We start from the raw sequence: 16,665 nt of genomic DNA, 5'->3' as shown, positions 1-16,665 counted from the left end.
GTGATCCCCCCTTACTCCTCTTGTCTTGGCGCCTTGGGCAGCTCAAGGATGAGATTGTCAATCAGCCGGGCGCTCGCAAACCGGACGGCGATGGCGATAATGACGGTGCCCTCTAACACCGCCAACGGCGCCAAGTCCGGATATGAGCATACGTCCACATAGTCGATCTCCGCGTTCGTATGGGCTTCAATCTGTTCGCGGACGAGGCGACGAATGGCGGCCGCGCTCCGTTCCCCGCCCTCAACAGCCGCCGCTGCGGCCTGGAGCGCTTGATAGAGCGCCGGCGCCTCACGCCGTTCCTGCGGGGACAAATAGACGTTGCGCGAGCTTTTTGCCAGCCCGTCGGCCTCGCGCACCGTCGGCACCGGCACGAGCTCAATCGGAAAATTGAAATCGCGAATGAGGCCGTCAACAACCGCCACTTGCTGGGCGTCTTTCCTGCCAAAGTAGGCGCGGTCAGGCATGACGATGTTAAACAGCTTGATAAGCACCGTCGCCACCCCGTCGAAATGCCCGGGCCGCGACCGTCCGCACAATACATCGGTGCGCGCTTTCACGACGGCCTGCACCGTGAGCGGCCCCGGATACATTTCCCCCGCCTCTGGGTGAAAGAGCACGTCGGCTCCGTGCTGTTCAGCGATGCGCCGGTCGCGGGCGAAATCGCGCGGATAACGGGCAAAATCTTCATTTGGGCCGAACTGAAGCGGGTTGACGAAAATGCTGACAACGACTACGTCATTCTCTTCCCGCGCCCTGTCGATGAGGGCGGCATGTCCTTCGTGCAAATAGCCCATCGTCGGGACGAATCCGATCGTTTTTCCTTCGCGGCGGCATCGGCGCATGAGCGCCTGCATGTCAAGAATGCGGTCGATGATGATCATGATGATGTTCCTCCGTATAACGCTACCCATTCTTCTTCCTTCATCGTAAACGTATGCGCCGGCTCCGGGAATTGGCGCAGCTTAACCTCCGCGGCGTAGTGGGCCAACGCCGCGACGATCGTTTCTTGGATGGAGGCGTACGGTTTGACAAACTTTGGCACGCGGCTGACCCCATAGCCAAGCAAGTCATGGTAGACGAGCACTTGCCCGTCGACATCGGCCCCAGCGCCGATGCCGATGACAGGAATCGCCAGCTCGCGCGCAACCGCCGCGCCGAGCTGCTTCGGCACGCACTCCAAGACGAGGGCCATCGCTCCCGCCTGCTCGCACCGCTTGGCATCCTCGAGCAGTTTTTTGGCGCTTTCCGCGTCTTTGCCTTGCACTTTGTAGCCGCCAAGCACGCCCACGGACTGCGGCGTCAGCCCAAGATGGGCGACGACCGGCACCCCGGCTTTCGTCAAGGCGGCGATGACATCGACGACTTCATCCGCCCCCTCGACTTTGACGGCGTTCGCCCCCGACTCTTGCATGATGCGCCGAGCATTGTGCAGCGCCTCCGCTCTCGATGTGTGGTACGACATAAACGGCATGTCGGTGACGATAAACGTATTCGGCGCACCGCGGCGGACCGCTTTCGTGTGATGAATCATGTCATCGACCGTCACCGGGATCGTCGAGTCGTAGCCGAGCACGACCATGCCGAGTGAGTCGCCGACCAAAATCATGTCGACTCCCGCTTGCTCAGCGAGCTTCGCCGCTGGAAAGTCATAGGCGGTCACCATGACAATCGGCTCGCTCTCCTGTTTCATGCGCAAGAAATCGGCTTTCGTTTTCACGTTCGTTCCCTCCTCTTTTCGCTGCAGAGGAGATGAACCGCCCGAAAGAAAGCGTCCTTCTTTCCGCCTTGAGAAAGAAGGACGCTGCTCAACCGCCGTCGGCCCCGTTCATCCCTCTGTCCCAGTCCTTCCTGCAAGGATCAAGGCAGATCTTTTCGTTGCTTCTTTTTTCATTCACGTCGCCATATCCGGTGCAGTTCTTTTCGACAAAGATACTGCCCTTTTCCTCACTTTGCATTTTAACAAAATTGTCACAATTTTTCTAGTGGCAATTACAGTTGAATGTCGGCTGAATGAATGTAATGAATCGTGTTTTGCTCATCTTCCAAGATGAGCAGCCCATCATCGGTGATACCGCGGGCGATGCCGCGCATCACCCCGCCCAACGTCCGGGCCGTCACCGGCTTGCCGATCGAAACGGCGTATCCTTCCCAAAGAAGCTTGATCGGTCGGAACCCGTGCGTCAAGTATTGGCGGTACAAGCGTTCCAGCCGGAACAAAATGTCTTGGATGAGCCGCGCCCGTTTGATGGGCTTCCCCTTTTCGATGGCGAGCGAGGTGGCGATGGCGCGGATGTCCTCGGGAAATTGCTCGCTCGTCTGATTGACGTTGATGCCGATGCCGATGATCACCGAATGGACGCGATCCGGATCGGCCTGCAGCTCGGTTAAAATGCCGACGCATTTTTTGCCGCCAAGCAAAATGTCGTTTGGCCATTTAATGTCCGGGACGAGGCCGGTCACTTCTTGAATGGCCTGGCTGATGGCGACAGCCGCAAGCAAGGTCAGCTGCGGCGCCTGTTGCGGCGGGATGGGCGGGCGCAAAATCAGGCTCATCCAAATGCCCGTTCCTTTTGGCGAAAACCATTTCCGGTCGAGGCGCCCACGTCCGGCTTTTTGCTCCTCAGCAACGACGAGCGTCCCTTCCGGCGCTCCTTCGTGGGCCAGCTTGGCCGCCACCCGCTGGGTCGAATCCACATCCTCGAAGGAATAAATCACTTGGCCAAACGTCTCCGTTTTTAAGCCGAGTTGGATTTCGTTCGCCGTCACTTTGTCCGGAGTGCTAACGATCCGGTAGCCGAGGCGGCGCACCGCTTCGAGCTCAAATCCTTCCTTGCGCAGCTCCTCGATATGCTTCCACACCGCCGCGCGCGAGCAGCCGAGCCGTTCGCTAATTTTTTGTCCGGATAAAAACTCGCCGTTTGCCTCGGCAAACAGTTCTAACAGCCGTTTCCTTGTGTCCGATTGCGCTCCGTGAGCCATGCGTGAATCCGCTCCTTCTCGTTTTCAACTTCACCGTTGACGACCGCCCGCCATATGGCGTAAAGCGTCTCTTTCACCCACGGGCCGGCCGGCTTTCCGATCCACTGAATGACCTCTTTGCCGCTCACCGCGAGTTCCGCTTTCGTTTTGATGGGCAAAGCGGCAAAGCGGCGGCGCAGCTCATCATGCGATGAATCGGGCGGTGTGCCGGTGTAGGCGGCGCGCACTGTCTCAACGGAAAGCGCGCGCTTGAGGCCAGCCAAAAACAGCCGCTCATTCGTCCATTCGTCTGAATGGGGAACGGCCTCGAGCGCCGACAAGATCGCGCCGGTTTCGTCCATCACTTTGTTCGGCAGCTTCCATGCCCGCAAAAACGGCCGGCTTTCCGTGATGTCAAGCGCTCGGCACAACAGCGCCCACCGCTCTTCGCGCGCTGTGAGCCATCCCCAGCGGTACGCCGCCGCCCGGCGCACTCCCTCCTCTTTTCCAACGAGACCTGGCAAATACGCGCACAATCCGGTTTCCGCCAACAGCGACAACGCTTCGCCGGCAAACGGGCCGGCGAGCAGTTTTTCCATCTCCATGGTCATCCGCTCCACGGAAATATGGGCAAGAAGCGGGGCATTGTCTATGACCGCCCGCTTCGTTTCCGGCGCGAGGGAAAAACCGAGCTGGCTGACAAATCGAATCGCTCGCATCATGCGGAGCGCATCTTCGCGAAACCGCTCTTCGGCCTTTCCCACCGTGCGAATGAGCCGCCGCGCAATCGCCTCCCGTCCCGCAAACGGATCGATAACGGTCCCGTTTTCGTCCATGGCGATGGCGTTCATCGTAAAGTCGCGCCGCTTTAAATCTTCTTCCAGCGAACGGACGAACGTCACCGATTCGGGGCGGCGGTAATCTTCGTAATCCCCGTCCGTGCGAAATGTCGTCACTTCATACGCTGTTCCTTCATGGACGACGACGACCGTACCATGCTTGGAGCCGACGTCGATCGTTTTCGGAAATATGGCCATCACTTCTTCAGGACGGGCGCTCGTCGCAATGTCGACATCGCCGATCGCACGCCCGATCAAGAGGTCGCGCACGGCGCCGCCGACGAAATACGCTTCATAGCCATGTTGCTTCAGCTGTCGGATAATGCCAAGCGCCTGCCGGAACGGCGGTTTCATCGTCTCACCTTCCTTGCTGCCAGCGAAGCGTACAGCTGCTCATACTGCCCGACGATATCGGACGAACGGAATTTGCGCTCGACGGCCTGCACCGCCCGCTTCGCCATCTCGGCGTGCAGGCGGCGGTCGGTCAGCAGCGCCAGCGCCTTCCTCCCCGCCTCTTTTACATCGCCAAGCGGGCATAAAAATCCGCTTTGGCCGTCATCGATCACTTCCGGAATGCCGCCAATCGCCGTGCCGATGCACGGGACGCCGCACGCCATCGCCTCGAGCAGAACGAGGCCAAAGCTTTCTTTTTCCGACAGCAGCATCATCACATCGCTGATCGAATACAGCTCGTCCAGCTTGTCTTGTTTGCCTAAAAAACGGACTTCATTCTGTAAGCCCAGCTCTTTGACAAGCCGGCAGACGACGGTCATTTCCGGCCCATCGCCGACAAACAAAAGCTTGGCCGGCACGTGACGGCGAATGATGGCAAAGGCGCGCACCACATCGGGGACGCGCTTCACTTTGCGGAAATTGGAGACGTGAATCACGACGCGCTCCTGCTCGCCGATGCCGTATTCGCGCCGCAAATGGCCGGCTTCCCGGCGCTGGTAGACGCGCTCGTCGACAAAATTGTACACCGTTTGGATCGGTTTTTGCACATCGAGCAGTTCGTATGTTTGGCGGACGAGAGCGTTTGATACAGCCGTGACCACATCGGACTGCTCAATGCCAAACTTGATCATATCAGAAAGCGACGGGTCATAGCCGAGCACTGTGATGTCCGTGCCGTGCAATGTCGTCACAATCGGCAATTCGCCCACCATTTGCCGCGCCAGCACGGCACAGACCGCATGCGGCACGGCGTAATGGGCATGAAGCACATCGAGCCGTTCCCGCTTCGCCACCTCGGCGATTTTGCTGGCCAACGCCAAATCGTACGGCGGATATTGAAAAACCGAATATTGGTTGACACTCACTTCATGGTAATAAATATTCCCGTATACTTTGCTGAGCCGAAACGGCATGCTCGATGAAATAAAATGGATCTCATGCCCACGCTCTGCCAGCAGCTTGCCAAGCTCGGTGGCGACGACCCCCGAGCCTCCGACCGTCGGATAACAGACAATTCCGATTTTCAGCTTCATCGCGCTCCCTCGAATAAGTCGAAAAGATGAATCGGTGCTTTGGACAAAAACCCTTCGGCATATGCCGCGCCAATTTGCTGGCCAAACCAGCGCTCGCGGCTTTCGATCATCTCGATGTAGTGGTTGGTCAGCGGGGTGTCGACCGATCCGGGCCGCTTTTCAAACTGGCTTCCGTAGGCGCGCAAACAGGCCCGCTTGTCGTCGATCGCCTCGCTAATATCGATGAGAAAGTGCGGGCGGCAAAAGGCATTGATCATATAGTAGTACACGGCGCGGACGCGGTGCGCCTCTCCCAGCTCGCCTGCGCCATAGCGGCGGATGCCGGCGGAAAAGACCGCCTCCTCAACGAGGCGGGCGCATCGCCCATGATCGGGATGGCGATCCTCCCAATACGGAGCGAATACGAGCTGCGGCCGATAACGGCGAATGACGGCGACTAGGCGGCGAATCGCCTCCTCATCATCGACATCAAGACCGCGGTCGGGCAGCCCGAGGTTGAGCCGTTCCGCTACGCCAAGCCGGCGCGCCGCTTCAGCCGCTTCGTTCTGCCGCTCGTCAACCGTGCCGTTTGATGACAGCTCGGCCTTCGTTAAATCGCAAATCACCGCGCGGTATCCGCGCCGCACATATTTGGCGATCGTCCCGCCCATGCCGATTTCAACGTCATCGGGATGGGCGCCAAACGCCAATAGATCACATGTTTCCACCATTGCGGTCACCTTTCTGTTTCCGGTTCCTCCCCACTTTTCGCCCGGCCGCGGACGATGTTGCGCCATGCCAAATCGCCGCGCTCCAGCGCGCGAATGAGCAGCTCGGCCGTCCCGATGTTCGTCGCCAGCGGCACCGCATAGACATCGCAAAGCCGCATCAGCGCGCTAATATCCGGTTCGTGCGGCTGGGCGGTGAGCGGATCTCGGAAAAAAATAACAATGTCCATTTCATTGCGGGCGATCATCGCCCCGATTTCTTGATCGCCACCGTACGGCCCGGATTGGAAACGGTGAACCGAAAGACCGGTCGCCTCTTGAATGCGCAAGCCAGTCGTGCCGGTGGCGTACAGTTCGTGGTTCGCCAAAATCGGTGCATAGGCGGTCACAAACGCGACCATCTCCGCCTTTTTTTGGTCGTGAGCAATCAACGCGATTTTCATCTTGTCCTCTCCCCCGTTGGCGCTGTCCGCGCTAGTCTAAAATCTGTTCGAGCCCGTAGACGAGCGTATGTAAATGCATGACCGTTTCCACCGCCAGTTTCACTCCCGACATGAACGAACGGCGGTCGAATGAATCATGGCGGATCGTCAACGTCTGTCCGTCGCCGCCGAACATCACTTCCTGATGCGCCACAAGCCCCGGCAGGCGAACGCTGTGAATCGGAATGCCGGCGTAGGCGGCGCCGCGCGCACCGGCGAGCGTTTCCTTTTCATCCGGATGGCCTTGTTTTTTCTCCGGGCGCACTTCGGCGATGAGCTGCGCGGTTTTCAGCGCTGTTCCCGACGGAGCGTCAAGCTTTTGGTCATGGTGCAATTCAATGATTTCCACATCCGTGAAATATTTGGCCGCCATGCGGGCGAACTTCATCATCAGCACCGCGCCAACGGCGAAGTTCGGGGCGATGATGGCGCCGAGCTCTTTTTCCTCAGCCAATTCGGTCAGCCGCTCGATCTCGTCCGGCGTAAATCCGGTCGTGCCGACGACCGGGCGAACGCCGTGGCGCAGCGCCAGCTCGGCATGCCGCTTTCCGGCTTCCGGCGTGGTCAAATCGATCAAGACATCCGGCTTCACTTCGGCAAAACAGCGAGCCGCATCAGTGTAAATCGGGGCGTCGACACCAGAAAATCCGTCGATCTCCGCTAAATTTTGTCCGTCGTAACGACGGTCGATGACCGCGGCCAGTTCAAAATGGTCCGTTCTTTGCACAAGCGCCACCGCTTCACGGCCCATGCGGCCGCGCGGCCCGGCGATGACGATGCGAATCATTTCTCTTCCTCCTTCCGCGTCCAACGGTCACGGTCGCGGGTGCGGAACTTGTCCATCACCCGGTCGTGCGCCGCTTGCAAATCAATGCCAAGCGAATTGGCAAAGCAAATGAGCACAAACAGCAAATCGCCCAGCTCTTCTTCGATTGTTTTTTCTTGTTCGGTCGCCTTTTTCGGTTTTTCCCCGTAGTAGTGGTTCACCTCTCGCGCCAGTTCGCCGAGCTCTTCGGTCAGCCGCGCGAGCATGGCGAGCGGACGAAAATAGCCTTCCTTAAATTGGCTGATGTACTCGTCCACTTCTTTTTGCATCTGTTTCATCGTTTTCTCTTGCATCGCTCTCACCTCGTCTGCTTTCATGTTAGCGAAAAGCGGCGCATTTGACAAATGTTTTCGCCCGCTGTCCATTCCGTCCGTTTGCGCTCATCATTGCCTAGATGGATGAGTTCCTCTATAATTAAGGGCGCCGACTATTTTTGCGGACGGAGGGACGTTATGATTTTTGGACTCAAGATCAAAAACTGCGTATTTATTTTGCTTGGCGCCGCCATTTTCGCCTTCGGGCTCGTCCATTTCAACATGCAAAACAATTTGGCGGAAGGCGGATTTACCGGCATTACGCTTCTTCTTTATTTTTCGTCCGGTTTGGATCCGGCCATCACCAACTTGGCGCTCAACATCCCGGTCTTTTTCATCGGCTGGAAACTGCTCGGCCGTCAGACGTTTCTCTATACGATCATCGGCACGGTCGCTGTTTCTGTATTTTTGTCCATCTTTCAACGCTACATGATTCATATGCCGCTTCGCCATGATTTGACGCTCGCCGCCTTGTTCGCCGGCGTGTTCATCGGCGTCGGCCTCGGCATCATTTTTCGCTACGGCGGCACCACCGGGGGAGTGGATATCATCGCCCGCTTAGTCTATAAGTACAAAGGCATCAGCATGGGCAAAACGATGTTCGCCTTTGACGCCACGGTCATCACGTTGTCCCTTCTTTACTTATCATACCGGGAAGCGATGTATACGCTGGTCGCCGTCTTCATCGCCGCCCGGGTCATCGATTTTATCCAAGAAGGCGGGTACGCCGCGAAAGGAGCGACGATCATCTCCGACAACAGCGAAGAGATCGCCAACCGGATTTTGACGGAGATGGAGCGCGGCGTCACCGTGCTCAAAGGGCGCGGCTCGTACACGAAGCGCGACCGTGACGTTTTGTATTGCGTCGTCGCCAAAAACGAACTGCCGCGCTTGAAAAACGTCATTATGTCCGTCGACCCGCACGCGTTTGTCGCCGTCACCGACGTGCATGACGTGCTCGGCGAAGGGTTTACGCTCGACGAACAAAAACGGCCGCTCGAGCCATGAGCGAATCGGCCCTGTTCCCTTGATCAGCCATGCGGAAGGGGCCTTCCCGGCCGGCAAACTGGGCTCGCCGCGCCGAGCGAAAGCGGCCAACCCGCTGCGCCCCTCATAAAAAGGGCAAGGACACGTATCGACAGCCACACTGTTAAAAACTGCTCCCCCCGTCCAAAAAAAAAAAAAAAAAAAAAAACGGGAGCATCCCCTTGAACCACCCGTTTATTCCTCGGGCTGCCGCGCCCGTTTTTCCTCTTTTTCCCCTTTGTATTTCCGCCAGCCGACGTACGTTAACGTCAACACGATCATTCCGCCGGTTGAAATCATGACCCAAATCAGCGACGGGTCGGCCTCGTCCTTTTTCACTCCGGCAAACAGCGCCCTAAGATCATGGCGCGCGGTCGAAAGCCGCTCGCGCCGCTTCGTTTCATCGGCTTGCCAAAACGCGGCGGCTTGCAGCGCTTCGAGATCGTCATCGACTTTTGTCGCTACTTCGGGCGGAACGTCAATTTTCACGCTCGGTTCGATCAACGTGTAGCGGTCAACCAGCTGGCGCACCGCAGCGGCATATGCCTCTTTTTCGCCGCGCTCCGCCGCTTTTTCCATCGCCGCCAACGCTTCCATCACCGCCGGCTCCATCTCCGACCAAAGCGGCTGGTAAGTTGAATGGATGGCATCAACGACAAGGCGAAATTGGGTGACCGCTGCCACCTTATCTTCCGCTGGGATCGGCGCGCTCATCGCCCTGACCGCCTGTTCGTGCGTCACGGTCACCGCTCGCAGTTCATCTGCTGATCTCAATCGTTCCTTCGCCTCTAAGGCGAAAAATCGCTCGGAGAAATAGCGGAGCACTTCTTGCGCTTCAGCGAAGCGCTCATTTTTGGCCAATTGCAGCGCCTCGTCGGAAATATCATCTAATTTTTCCCAATCGCTCCGTTGCCCCGCCGCATCGACGGACACCGACCATAAAAAAGCGAGCGACAACAGCAAGGCCAGCCCGATTCGTTTCATCATCGTCCCTCCTCCATTCACTACTACAATGTATGAAGGAGTGGACAAGAGTAGACCAGCCAAGTGTCGTAAAGCGCCGCCCGTCTTTTCGCCGCAGCCCTCCGCGGCCGGCGGGACGGAGAGCCGCCCAACGCCGGCTCAACAAAGAAAGCGGGAAAACCGATCCTCCCCTTCTCCATTTGCGAAACAAGCGGGTGGAGCGACATGAACCTTAGCCGGAAAAGTTGATCGTTCTTGCCGAAAGAACGACCGGAGCATCACCTCCGCTAGGCGCCGCGATCGGACAGACAGAGCCGACGGCGCGGCTGACGGATGCCGAGCCAATACGCGCCGGCAAGGGAAGCGATGCTCAGCCAAAACGTGAAATAACCGATGACATCGGCGTAATTCGCCAACATCTGATAGCGCGGCATCATGCCGAAAACGTAGTCAATGATGTCATTATGCAGCGTCCAGACGGCAGCCAACGCCAAATGCGAGCAGCGGAACCGATAGAACGGAGCGTATACGATCCCTTCGACCGCCATCGCCCCGTGGGAGACAATGAGCAGCCAACCCGCCCAGTCAAGCGTGCCGGTGACCCGCCAGACGAGCACGTTCATGACGACCGCCCAAACGCCGTACTTGACGAGCGTCACCACGGCCAGCGCTTCGAACAGCGGCGCCCGCCGGCCGAGCAGCCAAGCGCCGAGGACGATGAGAAAAAAAAGACTCGCCGTTGGGCTGTCAGGCACAAACGGTAAAAACAAAGGGGGCGTATCGGCCAGCTGATACCTATACCAATAATATCCATATGCTGTACCGGCAGCGTTAACGGCAAACAGCAGCCAAACGACCGACCGGGAAGCGAGCAGCGCATAAAGCCATGCCATCATTCGCACCTCTCTTCGATTGGGCACGAGCACGAAAAAAGCTGACTAACGCGAGTCAGCTTTTCCGGACCGAACCTATTATTTCGCTTTTAAACCGGCGATGAATTCAGACAACTTTTTCAGCTCTTCATCCGTCCCTTTAAATACGCCGGCTGGCATGTTCCCTTTTCCTTGCTTAGCAATTTTAGCAATTTCTTCCGGCTTTAAGCCGGTGCCGATGAGCGACGGACCAGCGCCGCCGGACAAGTTTTGCCCGTGACATGACGTACACGTATTCGCTTGGGCGATTTTATAACCTTCCGCGTTCGTATCAATTTTGACTTCAGCACGAATTTTCCCTTGTTCAGCCGCTTTTTTCCAGTCATGCGTGACGACCGCTTCCCATGTCAAATAAATCATCGTCGCCAACGTCAAGAGCATCATGCCTGTCGCCACCGGACGCTTCCACGGACGGCGCTCCGGGCCGCGATCCAAAAACGGCGCCAACAACAATGCAGTAAACGCCAATCCTGGCATAATAATGGCGCCAACGACCGTATACGGACCAGACGCATACGAATATTTGAGCAATTGGTACAAGAACAAGAAATACCAGTCAGGCAGCGGCACATACGTCGTATCCGTCGGGTCGGCGATCCGCTCAAGCGGCGACGGATGGGCGACCGTCAAGCATAAAAACCCGATCAGGAAAACCGAACCGACAAGCCACTCTTTCAAGAGGAAGTTCGGCCAAAACGCTTCCGTTTTCCCGGGATATTCCGAATAATCCTTTGGGATATTCGGTTTTTTCACCGCGGGAACGCGGGAATCGCCGACGAATTTCATTCCTTTTCCGCGATGCATTGCGTCGTTCCCTCCTTTTTTCTGTCACCTGCAAACGCTAGGCCGACCGGATCATAGCGGACCGGAAATGCCTTGTCTGCGGATCATTAAGAAGTGCGCTGCCATTAAGCCGAGCAATGCCGCCGGCAGGAAGAAGACATGAATGGCAAAGAAGCGCGTCAACGTTTGCGCGCCGACAATCTCCGGATCACCAGCCAACAGCGTTTTGATCGCCGGACCGATAAGCGGAGTTGCTTCGGCAATTTTCAACCCTACTTTCGTCGCGAACAGCGCTTTCATATCCCACGGCAACAGGTAGCCGGTAAAGCCGAGCCCCATCATAACCATGAAAATCAATACGCCAACGATCCAGTTCATTTCGCGCGGCTTTTTATATGCCCCTTGGAAAAAGACGCGCAGCGTATGTAAAAACATCATGACGATGACCAAGCTCGCTCCCCAATGGTGCATGCCGCGCACGATTTGGCCGAACGCTACTTCGTTCTGCAAGTAATACACCGACTCCCACGCATTTTTAATATCCGGAACGTAGTACATCGTCAAAAACATGCCCGACAAAATTTGAATGACCGTAACAAAAAATGTCAGCCCGCCAAAACAATACACGAAGGCGGAAAAATGGTGGGCCGGGTTGACATGCTCCGGAACTTCGTGATCGGCAATATCCCGCCACAAAGGCGTAATATCCAAGCGCTCGTCCACCCAATCATACAGCTTGTTTAACACGCATTACGCCTCCCCTCTCGGTTTCGCCTTGCCCAAGTACAGCTTCCCGTCTTTCACTTTGTACTCGTAGCGGTCAAGCGGCGCCTGCGGCGGTGTCCCCGGAATGTTGGTGCCGTCCTTCGTATAGCGCCCGTAGTGGCACGGACAGAAAAACTGGTTCGGATGCTCTTTGTCCGTATTCCAGTCGACCGTACAGCCAAGGTGTTTGCAGATCGGCGACAAGGCGACGATGTTCCCTTTTCCATCCTTGTACACCCAAGCAGATCTTGGCTCTTCCGCTTCATACCAAGCGTCTTTCACCTTGACCTTGAAGTCGAAGCGCTTCGGCTCTGTCGTGATTTCCTTGACGTCAGCCACCGCGACCATACCCGTTCCCGCTTCGTCTTTCAAAAGCGGATCAAAAGCAAAGCGAAGCATCGGCATGAGCATCCCCGCGGCCATAAAGCCGCCGACGCCGGTCAACGTGTAGTTCAAAAACTGACGTCTCGTGACGCGATGTTTGTTGTCGCTCATCGTTCTCCCCCCTCTATGCAAGATCAAGTCCGCACCGGACGATTGTATGTATAACACATATGGAAAACTAGGACATTCTAATGATAGCGCAATCGTCCGGCAAGGTCAATATCGCAGCTGGCAAAACGTCCGACTGTCGTGTTTACTCTTGCGCCCAGCGGCCGACAAGAAAGCGGAGCAACCCGGCGGCCTGCTCTCTAATGAGCTCATGCTTGTACGATGCCTCCATGCTTTCGAGCGGAACGGACGGAACGAACCAAACGCGGTCGGCTTCGTCCCCCTCTTGCCACGAACGATCGCATGTCACGTAGACAGAATGCGCCATTCCTTCCCGCCCAAGCCGCCTTGTCCAATCGGAAAGCCGTTCGCGAAGCACGGAGCGCGGTTCATCGACAAAATATACAAACGGCGGCAACAAAAACACCCGCCCGCGGAGCTGCCGCTCGGCTTCAGCGGCGACAAGCCCGACCAGCTCCCCGCCGGCGGCGAGCCGTTTCGCCTCTTGGTCAAAGGCCAGCGGCAGGAGCGGAACGAGCGCCGTATCGACGTACCCGCGCTCCTTTTCATACACGTTGACGTCTTCACTGATCCATTTCATATGTGCTCCCCTCTGTCCGAAAAGTGGATTTCTTGTTATCAACATATCACATTTTTCGGCAAAAGAAAAACCTTGCCGATGGCAAGGTGCTACAGTTGATTCAACTCGTCCGTCAGGCGGCGGAACGCCTCTTCATCGCGGCGGTCGAGCGCTTCATCGATCCATTTCATGAGCCGATCGCGCCGAAACTCGTAAATGGACCGCTCCAAAAACTGTTCGGCTAGGCGCTGGTCGTTTTCGCTCACCTGTGCCTGCCTCGGCGCGTACGGGTTTTCCTCAAGGACGGCAACGTATTGCGGTGAGTGAAAAGAAGCGCGAAAATTGAGCTGAATGTAAATATCTTCGTCGCGGTTCAGCCGAATGTCATGAAACGACTTTTCCGCATCGGTCGTCATCACATTGCCTTTATAAAACCGAAACGGCACATCGTCAACGCAATGGGTCGACATCACGATGCCGCGCGGGCAATATTGGGCGTTCTCGACGAAATGCACCTTTTGCATCAGCTGGTCATGGCTCATCAAATAGTTCAAAATCCAAACACACTCGCGCCGCTTCAACTGGTAATGGCTTAAAAACCACCGGATAAACTCCTTTTTTTCATTGACGGACACGTGTGTCATTGTGCGCTTCCCCCTCGATCGGTTTCCAAAAAAGAGGTTGGGCCACCGCTTCTCCCCTACTCCTCCAGATCCAACAGAACGTCAGCCGCCTCAGTGTGCGTTGGGTCGAGGCGAACGATTTGTTGAAATATTTCTCTCGCCGCCGCTCGATTTCCTTCTTCGATGAGAAAATATCCATACTCTTCGAGAAAATCGATGTCGTGTTTAAAGAAATTATATGCCTCATTGTAATGGTTTAATGCATCTTCATACCGCTCAAGCCGGTGTTTGGCGCGCCCTAAATCCCATTCGAACTGCGGGTCGTACTCACCATCGGCCATCGCCCCTTCCAACAGCGACACGACCTCCTCATAGCGCTGTTCGTTTCGCCAAAGCGCCGATAAAACGGTGAGCGCCTCGATGTAGCCCCCATCGATCTCAAGCGCTTTTTTCAAGTGTTCCTCCGCTTCCTCCGGCTTGTTGAGCTTGAGCGCCAGTTTGCCGGCGTAAAGGCGGAGCTCTTTATTCCATTCATCGACGCCGATGCCCTCAAGCGCCGTCTCATAGCTCTCAACAAGCCGCCCTTCCTGTTCATACGCTTTCGCTAGGTGAAGGTAAAGCGGGCTGTAGTCGGGGTCGAGCGCCTTTAAGGCGCTAAACTGCTCGATGGCCGTTTGCGCATAGCCGGCCTGCAAGGCGGTGAACCCATAAGCGAACAACGTCCGGCTGTCCGTTTTTTCCCGAAGCGCCTCTTGATAATACGAAAGCGCGGCTTCGAATTCGCCTGAGCGGCTGAGCGCCTCAGCGATTCGCTCGGCGATCAAGACGCCGGCCAGCTCCGTTCCTGTTTTCCGCACTTGCTCATAAAGCGGCACGCTTCTCGCGTACTCGCCTTGGGAAAAATAGAGCTCAGCGAGCGCCAATGGCACGATTGGCTCATGAGGCGCTTTTTCATAGGCTTGGCGCAACTTTCGCTCGCTCACTTCCGTCAGCCCTTGCATTTCGTACAAATCGGCAGCCAGCAAGCAGGCGCGCACGAATTGCGGATCGTCCTCGCCAATCTCTGCCAAAATGGCAAGCGCATCGTCTTCCGCTTCCAATTCCGTATACACTTCAGCCAAAAACAGGCGAATATCGCCATCATCCGGGTAGCGGGCGGCAAGCTCTTCAAGCAGCTCTTTCGCTTCTTCCGGCATCCCTAAGCCGTACAAATAGTCGGCAAGCGCATACTTTTCCTCATCATTTCCGTATTGTTTCACCTTCGGCACGAGCGCCAGCGCTTGATCGATGTGGCCGTTTTCCACAAGCCGAATGATCTGTTCGACGCGTGTCATGCTTCGTCAGCCCTCTCCTGCAGCAAGGAGCGCGAATCCGCTTCGGTCTGAGACCCCTTGCTTGTTCAAATTATGTACCGTTCCAACCGGAACATCCATTATCATAATCGACAACGGCCGTTTCGGCAACCAAACCGCTCACCGATCGCTATTGGCCCGCCGTGTATCCGCTTTCAAAAAAAAGAAGTGGAGAAACCCGCCCTCTCATTGACAACATATGAGGGAACAGCGCCAAATAGAACCGCCCGCCCGCTCGAGGCGGGGGGCGGTCACAACAAGGAACGAAGATCGGCAAAAAACGTTGGGTAAGAGACGGCGACCGCCTCTTTCCGGTTAAGGCGGACCCGGCCTTTCGTGATGCAGGCAGCAATGGCGAGCATCATGCCGATCCGATGATCGCCGTGGCTGTCGACTACAGCGTCATCGGCCACCAGCGGCGTTTTCCCGCGGATGATCATGCCGTCATCGGTCGCTTCAATGTCGGCGCCAAGCTTTTTCAGCTCGGCCACGACCGTATCGATCCGATTCGTTTCTTTCACCTTCAGCTCAGCAGCATCGCGAATGACCGTCGTCCCTTCCGCTTGCGTCGCGAGCAGAGCGATGATCGGGATTTCATCGATCAATCTTGGAATCAGATCGCCGCCAATATCGACCGCCCGCAGTGTTGACGTGCGGACCGTTATGTCGGCAACCGGCTCGGTCTCCTCGTTGCGGACGTTGTCAATGGCGAGATCCGCGCCCATTTGCGCAAGCACGTCGAGGATGCCGGTCCGCGTCGGATTGAAGCCGACGTTTTTCAGCGTAATTTCACTGTTTGGCACAATGGCGCCGGCGACCAAGAAAAAGGCGGCCGATGAAATGTCGCCGGGAACGTAAACGCGCGTCCCCTCTAAGCGCTGCGGACCCGCTATGGAGACGGTGAAGCCGGCAACGTCGACCCCGCCTCCAAACAGCCGAATCATCCGCTCCGTATGGTCGCGCGAACGGTGCGGTTCCGTAACCGATGTCACGCCGTCTGTGAACAAGCCGGCAAGCAAGACGGCCGATTTCACTTGGGCGCTGGCCACCGGCGAAGCGTAATGAATGGGGCGGAGCGCGCCGCCGCGAACGGAAAGCGGCGTATAATTGCCGCCCTCGCGCCCGTCAATGTGCGCCCCCATCTCGCGCAGCGGCTTCGTCACCCGGCCCATCGGCCGCCTGGCGATCGATTCATCGCCGACCAAGCAGGCGTGAAACGGCTGGCCGGCCAAAATGCCGAGCAAAAGGCGCGCCGTCGTCCCGGAGTTGCCGACATCGAGCACCGCGGCCGGCTCGCGCAACCCGCCGGGGCCGACTCCTTCGACAACGACGGTCGTCCCGTCTTGGCGAATGTCAACGCCGAGTTTGCGGAAACAATCGATGGTGCTCAAACAATCCGCTCCGGGCAAAAAGTGTTCGATTACCGTCCGCCCGGAAGCAAGCGCGCCAAGCATGACGGCGCGATGGGAAACCGACTTGTCGCCGGGCACTTCAATCGCGCCCCGGAGCGCTGAGACGTTCGTTGGCAGCTGCATC

General features: G+C 57.0%; 19 protein-coding genes. 1 reads left to right on the top strand and 18 read right to left on the bottom strand.

Going from position 1 to position 16,665, the window contains the following annotated elements:
- Positions 1 to 11: 11 nt before the first annotated feature.
- From panC to NST29_RS07375, 9 genes are all read right to left on the bottom strand, one after another.
- Positions 12 to 881 (bottom strand): pantoate--beta-alanine ligase, encoded by an 870-nt coding sequence (panC, locus tag NST29_RS07415; protein ID WP_033019573.1) that lies wholly within the window; start codon positions 879 to 881, stop codon positions 12 to 14.
- Positions 878 to 1,717 carry a 3-methyl-2-oxobutanoate hydroxymethyltransferase gene (panB, locus tag NST29_RS07410; protein ID WP_033019572.1) on the bottom strand — a complete coding sequence of 280 codons (840 nt, stop codon included), beginning with the start codon at positions 1,715 to 1,717 and terminating at the stop codon, positions 878 to 880. Before panB ends, panC begins: the two co-directional genes overlap by 4 nt.
- Before the next feature lie 272 nt (positions 1,718 to 1,989).
- Positions 1,990 to 2,979: a bifunctional biotin--[acetyl-CoA-carboxylase] synthetase/biotin operon repressor gene (locus tag NST29_RS07405; RefSeq protein WP_033019571.1), complete on the bottom strand. Its 990-nt coding sequence runs from the start codon at positions 2,977 to 2,979 to the stop codon at positions 1,990 to 1,992.
- Positions 2,937 to 4,151 carry a CCA tRNA nucleotidyltransferase gene (locus NST29_RS07400; protein ID WP_033019569.1) on the bottom strand — a complete coding sequence of 405 codons (1,215 nt, stop codon included), beginning with the start codon at positions 4,149 to 4,151 and terminating at the stop codon, positions 2,937 to 2,939. The genes NST29_RS07405 and NST29_RS07400 overlap by 43 nt, the downstream gene beginning before the upstream one ends.
- Positions 4,148 to 5,284, bottom strand: coding sequence for an N-acetyl-alpha-D-glucosaminyl L-malate synthase BshA (gene bshA, locus NST29_RS07395; protein WP_033019566.1), 1,137 nt, complete (start codon positions 5,282 to 5,284; stop codon positions 4,148 to 4,150). Before bshA ends, NST29_RS07400 begins: the two co-directional genes overlap by 4 nt.
- Complete coding sequence (bshB1, locus tag NST29_RS07390) at positions 5,281 to 5,994, bottom strand: bacillithiol biosynthesis deacetylase BshB1 (RefSeq protein ID WP_033019563.1); 714 nt, start codon at positions 5,992 to 5,994, stop codon at positions 5,281 to 5,283. Before bshB1 ends, bshA begins: the two co-directional genes overlap by 4 nt.
- Before the next feature lie 5 nt (positions 5,995 to 5,999).
- Positions 6,000 to 6,434 (bottom strand): methylglyoxal synthase, encoded by a 435-nt coding sequence (gene mgsA / locus NST29_RS07385; protein WP_033019560.1) that lies wholly within the window; start codon positions 6,432 to 6,434, stop codon positions 6,000 to 6,002.
- A 31-nt stretch (positions 6,435 to 6,465) separates the two neighbouring features.
- On the bottom strand, positions 6,466 to 7,260 hold the full coding sequence (gene dapB, locus NST29_RS07380) for a 4-hydroxy-tetrahydrodipicolinate reductase (RefSeq protein WP_033019557.1): 795 nt from the start codon (positions 7,258 to 7,260) through the stop codon (positions 6,466 to 6,468).
- Entirely contained in the window at positions 7,257 to 7,592 is a 336-nt protein-coding gene (locus NST29_RS07375) for a nucleotide pyrophosphohydrolase (RefSeq protein ID WP_033019586.1), read from the bottom strand. The genes dapB and NST29_RS07375 overlap by 4 nt, the downstream gene beginning before the upstream one ends.
- A 159-nt stretch (positions 7,593 to 7,751) precedes the next feature.
- Here NST29_RS07375 and NST29_RS07370 point away from each other — a divergent pair, with 159 nt between their 5' ends.
- Complete coding sequence (locus NST29_RS07370; RefSeq protein ID WP_033019555.1) at positions 7,752 to 8,621, top strand: YitT family protein; 870 nt, start codon at positions 7,752 to 7,754, stop codon at positions 8,619 to 8,621.
- Positions 8,622 to 8,834: 213 nt separating this feature from the next.
- On the opposite strand, the gene ypjB is transcribed toward NST29_RS07370, so the two are convergent.
- The 9 genes from ypjB to aroA form a co-directional block, all read right to left on the bottom strand.
- Positions 8,835 to 9,623 carry a sporulation protein YpjB gene (gene ypjB, locus NST29_RS07365; protein WP_033021818.1) on the bottom strand — a complete coding sequence of 263 codons (789 nt, stop codon included), beginning with the start codon at positions 9,621 to 9,623 and terminating at the stop codon, positions 8,835 to 8,837.
- A 266-nt stretch (positions 9,624 to 9,889) separates the two neighbouring features.
- Positions 9,890 to 10,495 carry a DUF1405 domain-containing protein gene (locus NST29_RS07360; protein WP_033021824.1) on the bottom strand — a complete coding sequence of 202 codons (606 nt, stop codon included), beginning with the start codon at positions 10,493 to 10,495 and terminating at the stop codon, positions 9,890 to 9,892.
- Positions 10,496 to 10,573: 78 nt separating this feature from the next.
- Positions 10,574 to 11,338 (bottom strand): menaquinol-cytochrome c reductase cytochrome b/c subunit, encoded by a 765-nt coding sequence (locus NST29_RS07355; protein ID WP_033021819.1) that lies wholly within the window; start codon positions 11,336 to 11,338, stop codon positions 10,574 to 10,576.
- Positions 11,339 to 11,389: 51 nt separating this feature from the next.
- Positions 11,390 to 12,064, bottom strand: coding sequence for a menaquinol-cytochrome c reductase cytochrome b subunit (gene qcrB, locus NST29_RS07350; RefSeq protein ID WP_033021820.1), 675 nt, complete (start codon positions 12,062 to 12,064; stop codon positions 11,390 to 11,392).
- A 3-nt stretch (positions 12,065 to 12,067) separates the two neighbouring features.
- Positions 12,068 to 12,577 carry a ubiquinol-cytochrome c reductase iron-sulfur subunit gene (locus NST29_RS07345; protein ID WP_033021821.1) on the bottom strand — a complete coding sequence of 170 codons (510 nt, stop codon included), beginning with the start codon at positions 12,575 to 12,577 and terminating at the stop codon, positions 12,068 to 12,070.
- A 142-nt stretch (positions 12,578 to 12,719) separates the two neighbouring features.
- The gene (locus NST29_RS07340; protein ID WP_033844066.1) at positions 12,720 to 13,175 is read right to left on the bottom strand and encodes a YpiF family protein; all 456 of its coding nucleotides are present in this window, start codon (positions 13,173 to 13,175) and stop codon (positions 12,720 to 12,722) included.
- An 89-nt stretch (positions 13,176 to 13,264) separates the two neighbouring features.
- On the bottom strand, positions 13,265 to 13,798 hold the full coding sequence (locus tag NST29_RS07335; protein WP_033021302.1) for a ReoY family proteolytic degradation factor: 534 nt from the start codon (positions 13,796 to 13,798) through the stop codon (positions 13,265 to 13,267).
- 56 nt (positions 13,799 to 13,854) lie between these two features.
- Positions 13,855 to 15,111, bottom strand: coding sequence for a tetratricopeptide repeat protein (locus NST29_RS07330; protein WP_033021305.1), 1,257 nt, complete (start codon positions 15,109 to 15,111; stop codon positions 13,855 to 13,857).
- 269 nt (positions 15,112 to 15,380) lie between these two features.
- The gene (aroA, locus tag NST29_RS07325; protein WP_033844948.1) at positions 15,381 to 16,664 is read right to left on the bottom strand and encodes a 3-phosphoshikimate 1-carboxyvinyltransferase; all 1,284 of its coding nucleotides are present in this window, start codon (positions 16,662 to 16,664) and stop codon (positions 15,381 to 15,383) included.
- Position 16,665 lies beyond the last annotated feature (1 nt).

Origin of the sequence: Geobacillus sp. FSL W8-0026 (assembly GCF_037966255.1) — a bacterium.
GTDB classification, from domain to species: Bacteria; Bacillota; Bacilli; order Bacillales; family Anoxybacillaceae; genus Geobacillus; species Geobacillus icigianus.
The sequence above is the reverse complement of the archived record's forward strand: the minus strand, read 5'-3'. Positions and strand labels throughout refer to the sequence as shown.

Excerpts from the sequence above, each read along its gene's own strand:
- mgsA (WP_033019560.1), bottom strand. The coding sequence starts at position 6,434 with ATGAAAATCGCGTTGATTGCTCACGACCAAAAAAAGGCGGAGATGGTC.
- NST29_RS07345 (WP_033021821.1), bottom strand. The coding sequence starts at position 12,577 with ATGAGCGACAACAAACATCGCGTCACGAGACGTCAGTTTTTGAACTAC.
- ypjB (WP_033021818.1), bottom strand. The coding sequence starts at position 9,623 with ATGAAACGAATCGGGCTGGCCTTGCTGTTGTCGCTCGCTTTTTTATGG.
- NST29_RS07370 (WP_033019555.1), top strand. The coding sequence starts at position 7,752 with ATGATTTTTGGACTCAAGATCAAAAACTGCGTATTTATTTTGCTTGGC.
- aroA (WP_033844948.1), bottom strand. The coding sequence starts at position 16,664 with ATGCAGCTGCCAACGAACGTCTCAGCGCTCCGGGGCGCGATTGAAGTG.
- NST29_RS07405 (WP_033019571.1), bottom strand. The coding sequence starts at position 2,979 with ATGGCTCACGGAGCGCAATCGGACACAAGGAAACGGCTGTTAGAACTG.
- NST29_RS07355 (WP_033021819.1), bottom strand. The coding sequence starts at position 11,338 with ATGCATCGCGGAAAAGGAATGAAATTCGTCGGCGATTCCCGCGTTCCC.
- panC (WP_033019573.1), bottom strand. The coding sequence starts at position 881 with ATGATCATCATCGACCGCATTCTTGACATGCAGGCGCTCATGCGCCGA.
- NST29_RS07335 (WP_033021302.1), bottom strand. The coding sequence starts at position 13,798 with ATGACACACGTGTCCGTCAATGAAAAAAAGGAGTTTATCCGGTGGTTT.
- dapB (WP_033019557.1), bottom strand. The coding sequence starts at position 7,260 with ATGATTCGCATCGTCATCGCCGGGCCGCGCGGCCGCATGGGCCGTGAA.
- NST29_RS07360 (WP_033021824.1), bottom strand. The coding sequence starts at position 10,495 with ATGGCATGGCTTTATGCGCTGCTCGCTTCCCGGTCGGTCGTTTGGCTG.
- NST29_RS07400 (WP_033019569.1), bottom strand. The coding sequence starts at position 4,151 with ATGAAACCGCCGTTCCGGCAGGCGCTTGGCATTATCCGACAGCTGAAG.
- bshA (WP_033019566.1), bottom strand. The coding sequence starts at position 5,284 with ATGAAGCTGAAAATCGGAATTGTCTGTTATCCGACGGTCGGAGGCTCG.
- NST29_RS07330 (WP_033021305.1), bottom strand. The coding sequence starts at position 15,111 with ATGACACGCGTCGAACAGATCATTCGGCTTGTGGAAAACGGCCACATC.
- NST29_RS07340 (WP_033844066.1), bottom strand. The coding sequence starts at position 13,175 with ATGAAATGGATCAGTGAAGACGTCAACGTGTATGAAAAGGAGCGCGGG.
- bshB1 (WP_033019563.1), bottom strand. The coding sequence starts at position 5,994 with ATGGTGGAAACATGTGATCTATTGGCGTTTGGCGCCCATCCCGATGAC.
- NST29_RS07375 (WP_033019586.1), bottom strand. The coding sequence starts at position 7,592 with ATGCAAGAGAAAACGATGAAACAGATGCAAAAAGAAGTGGACGAGTAC.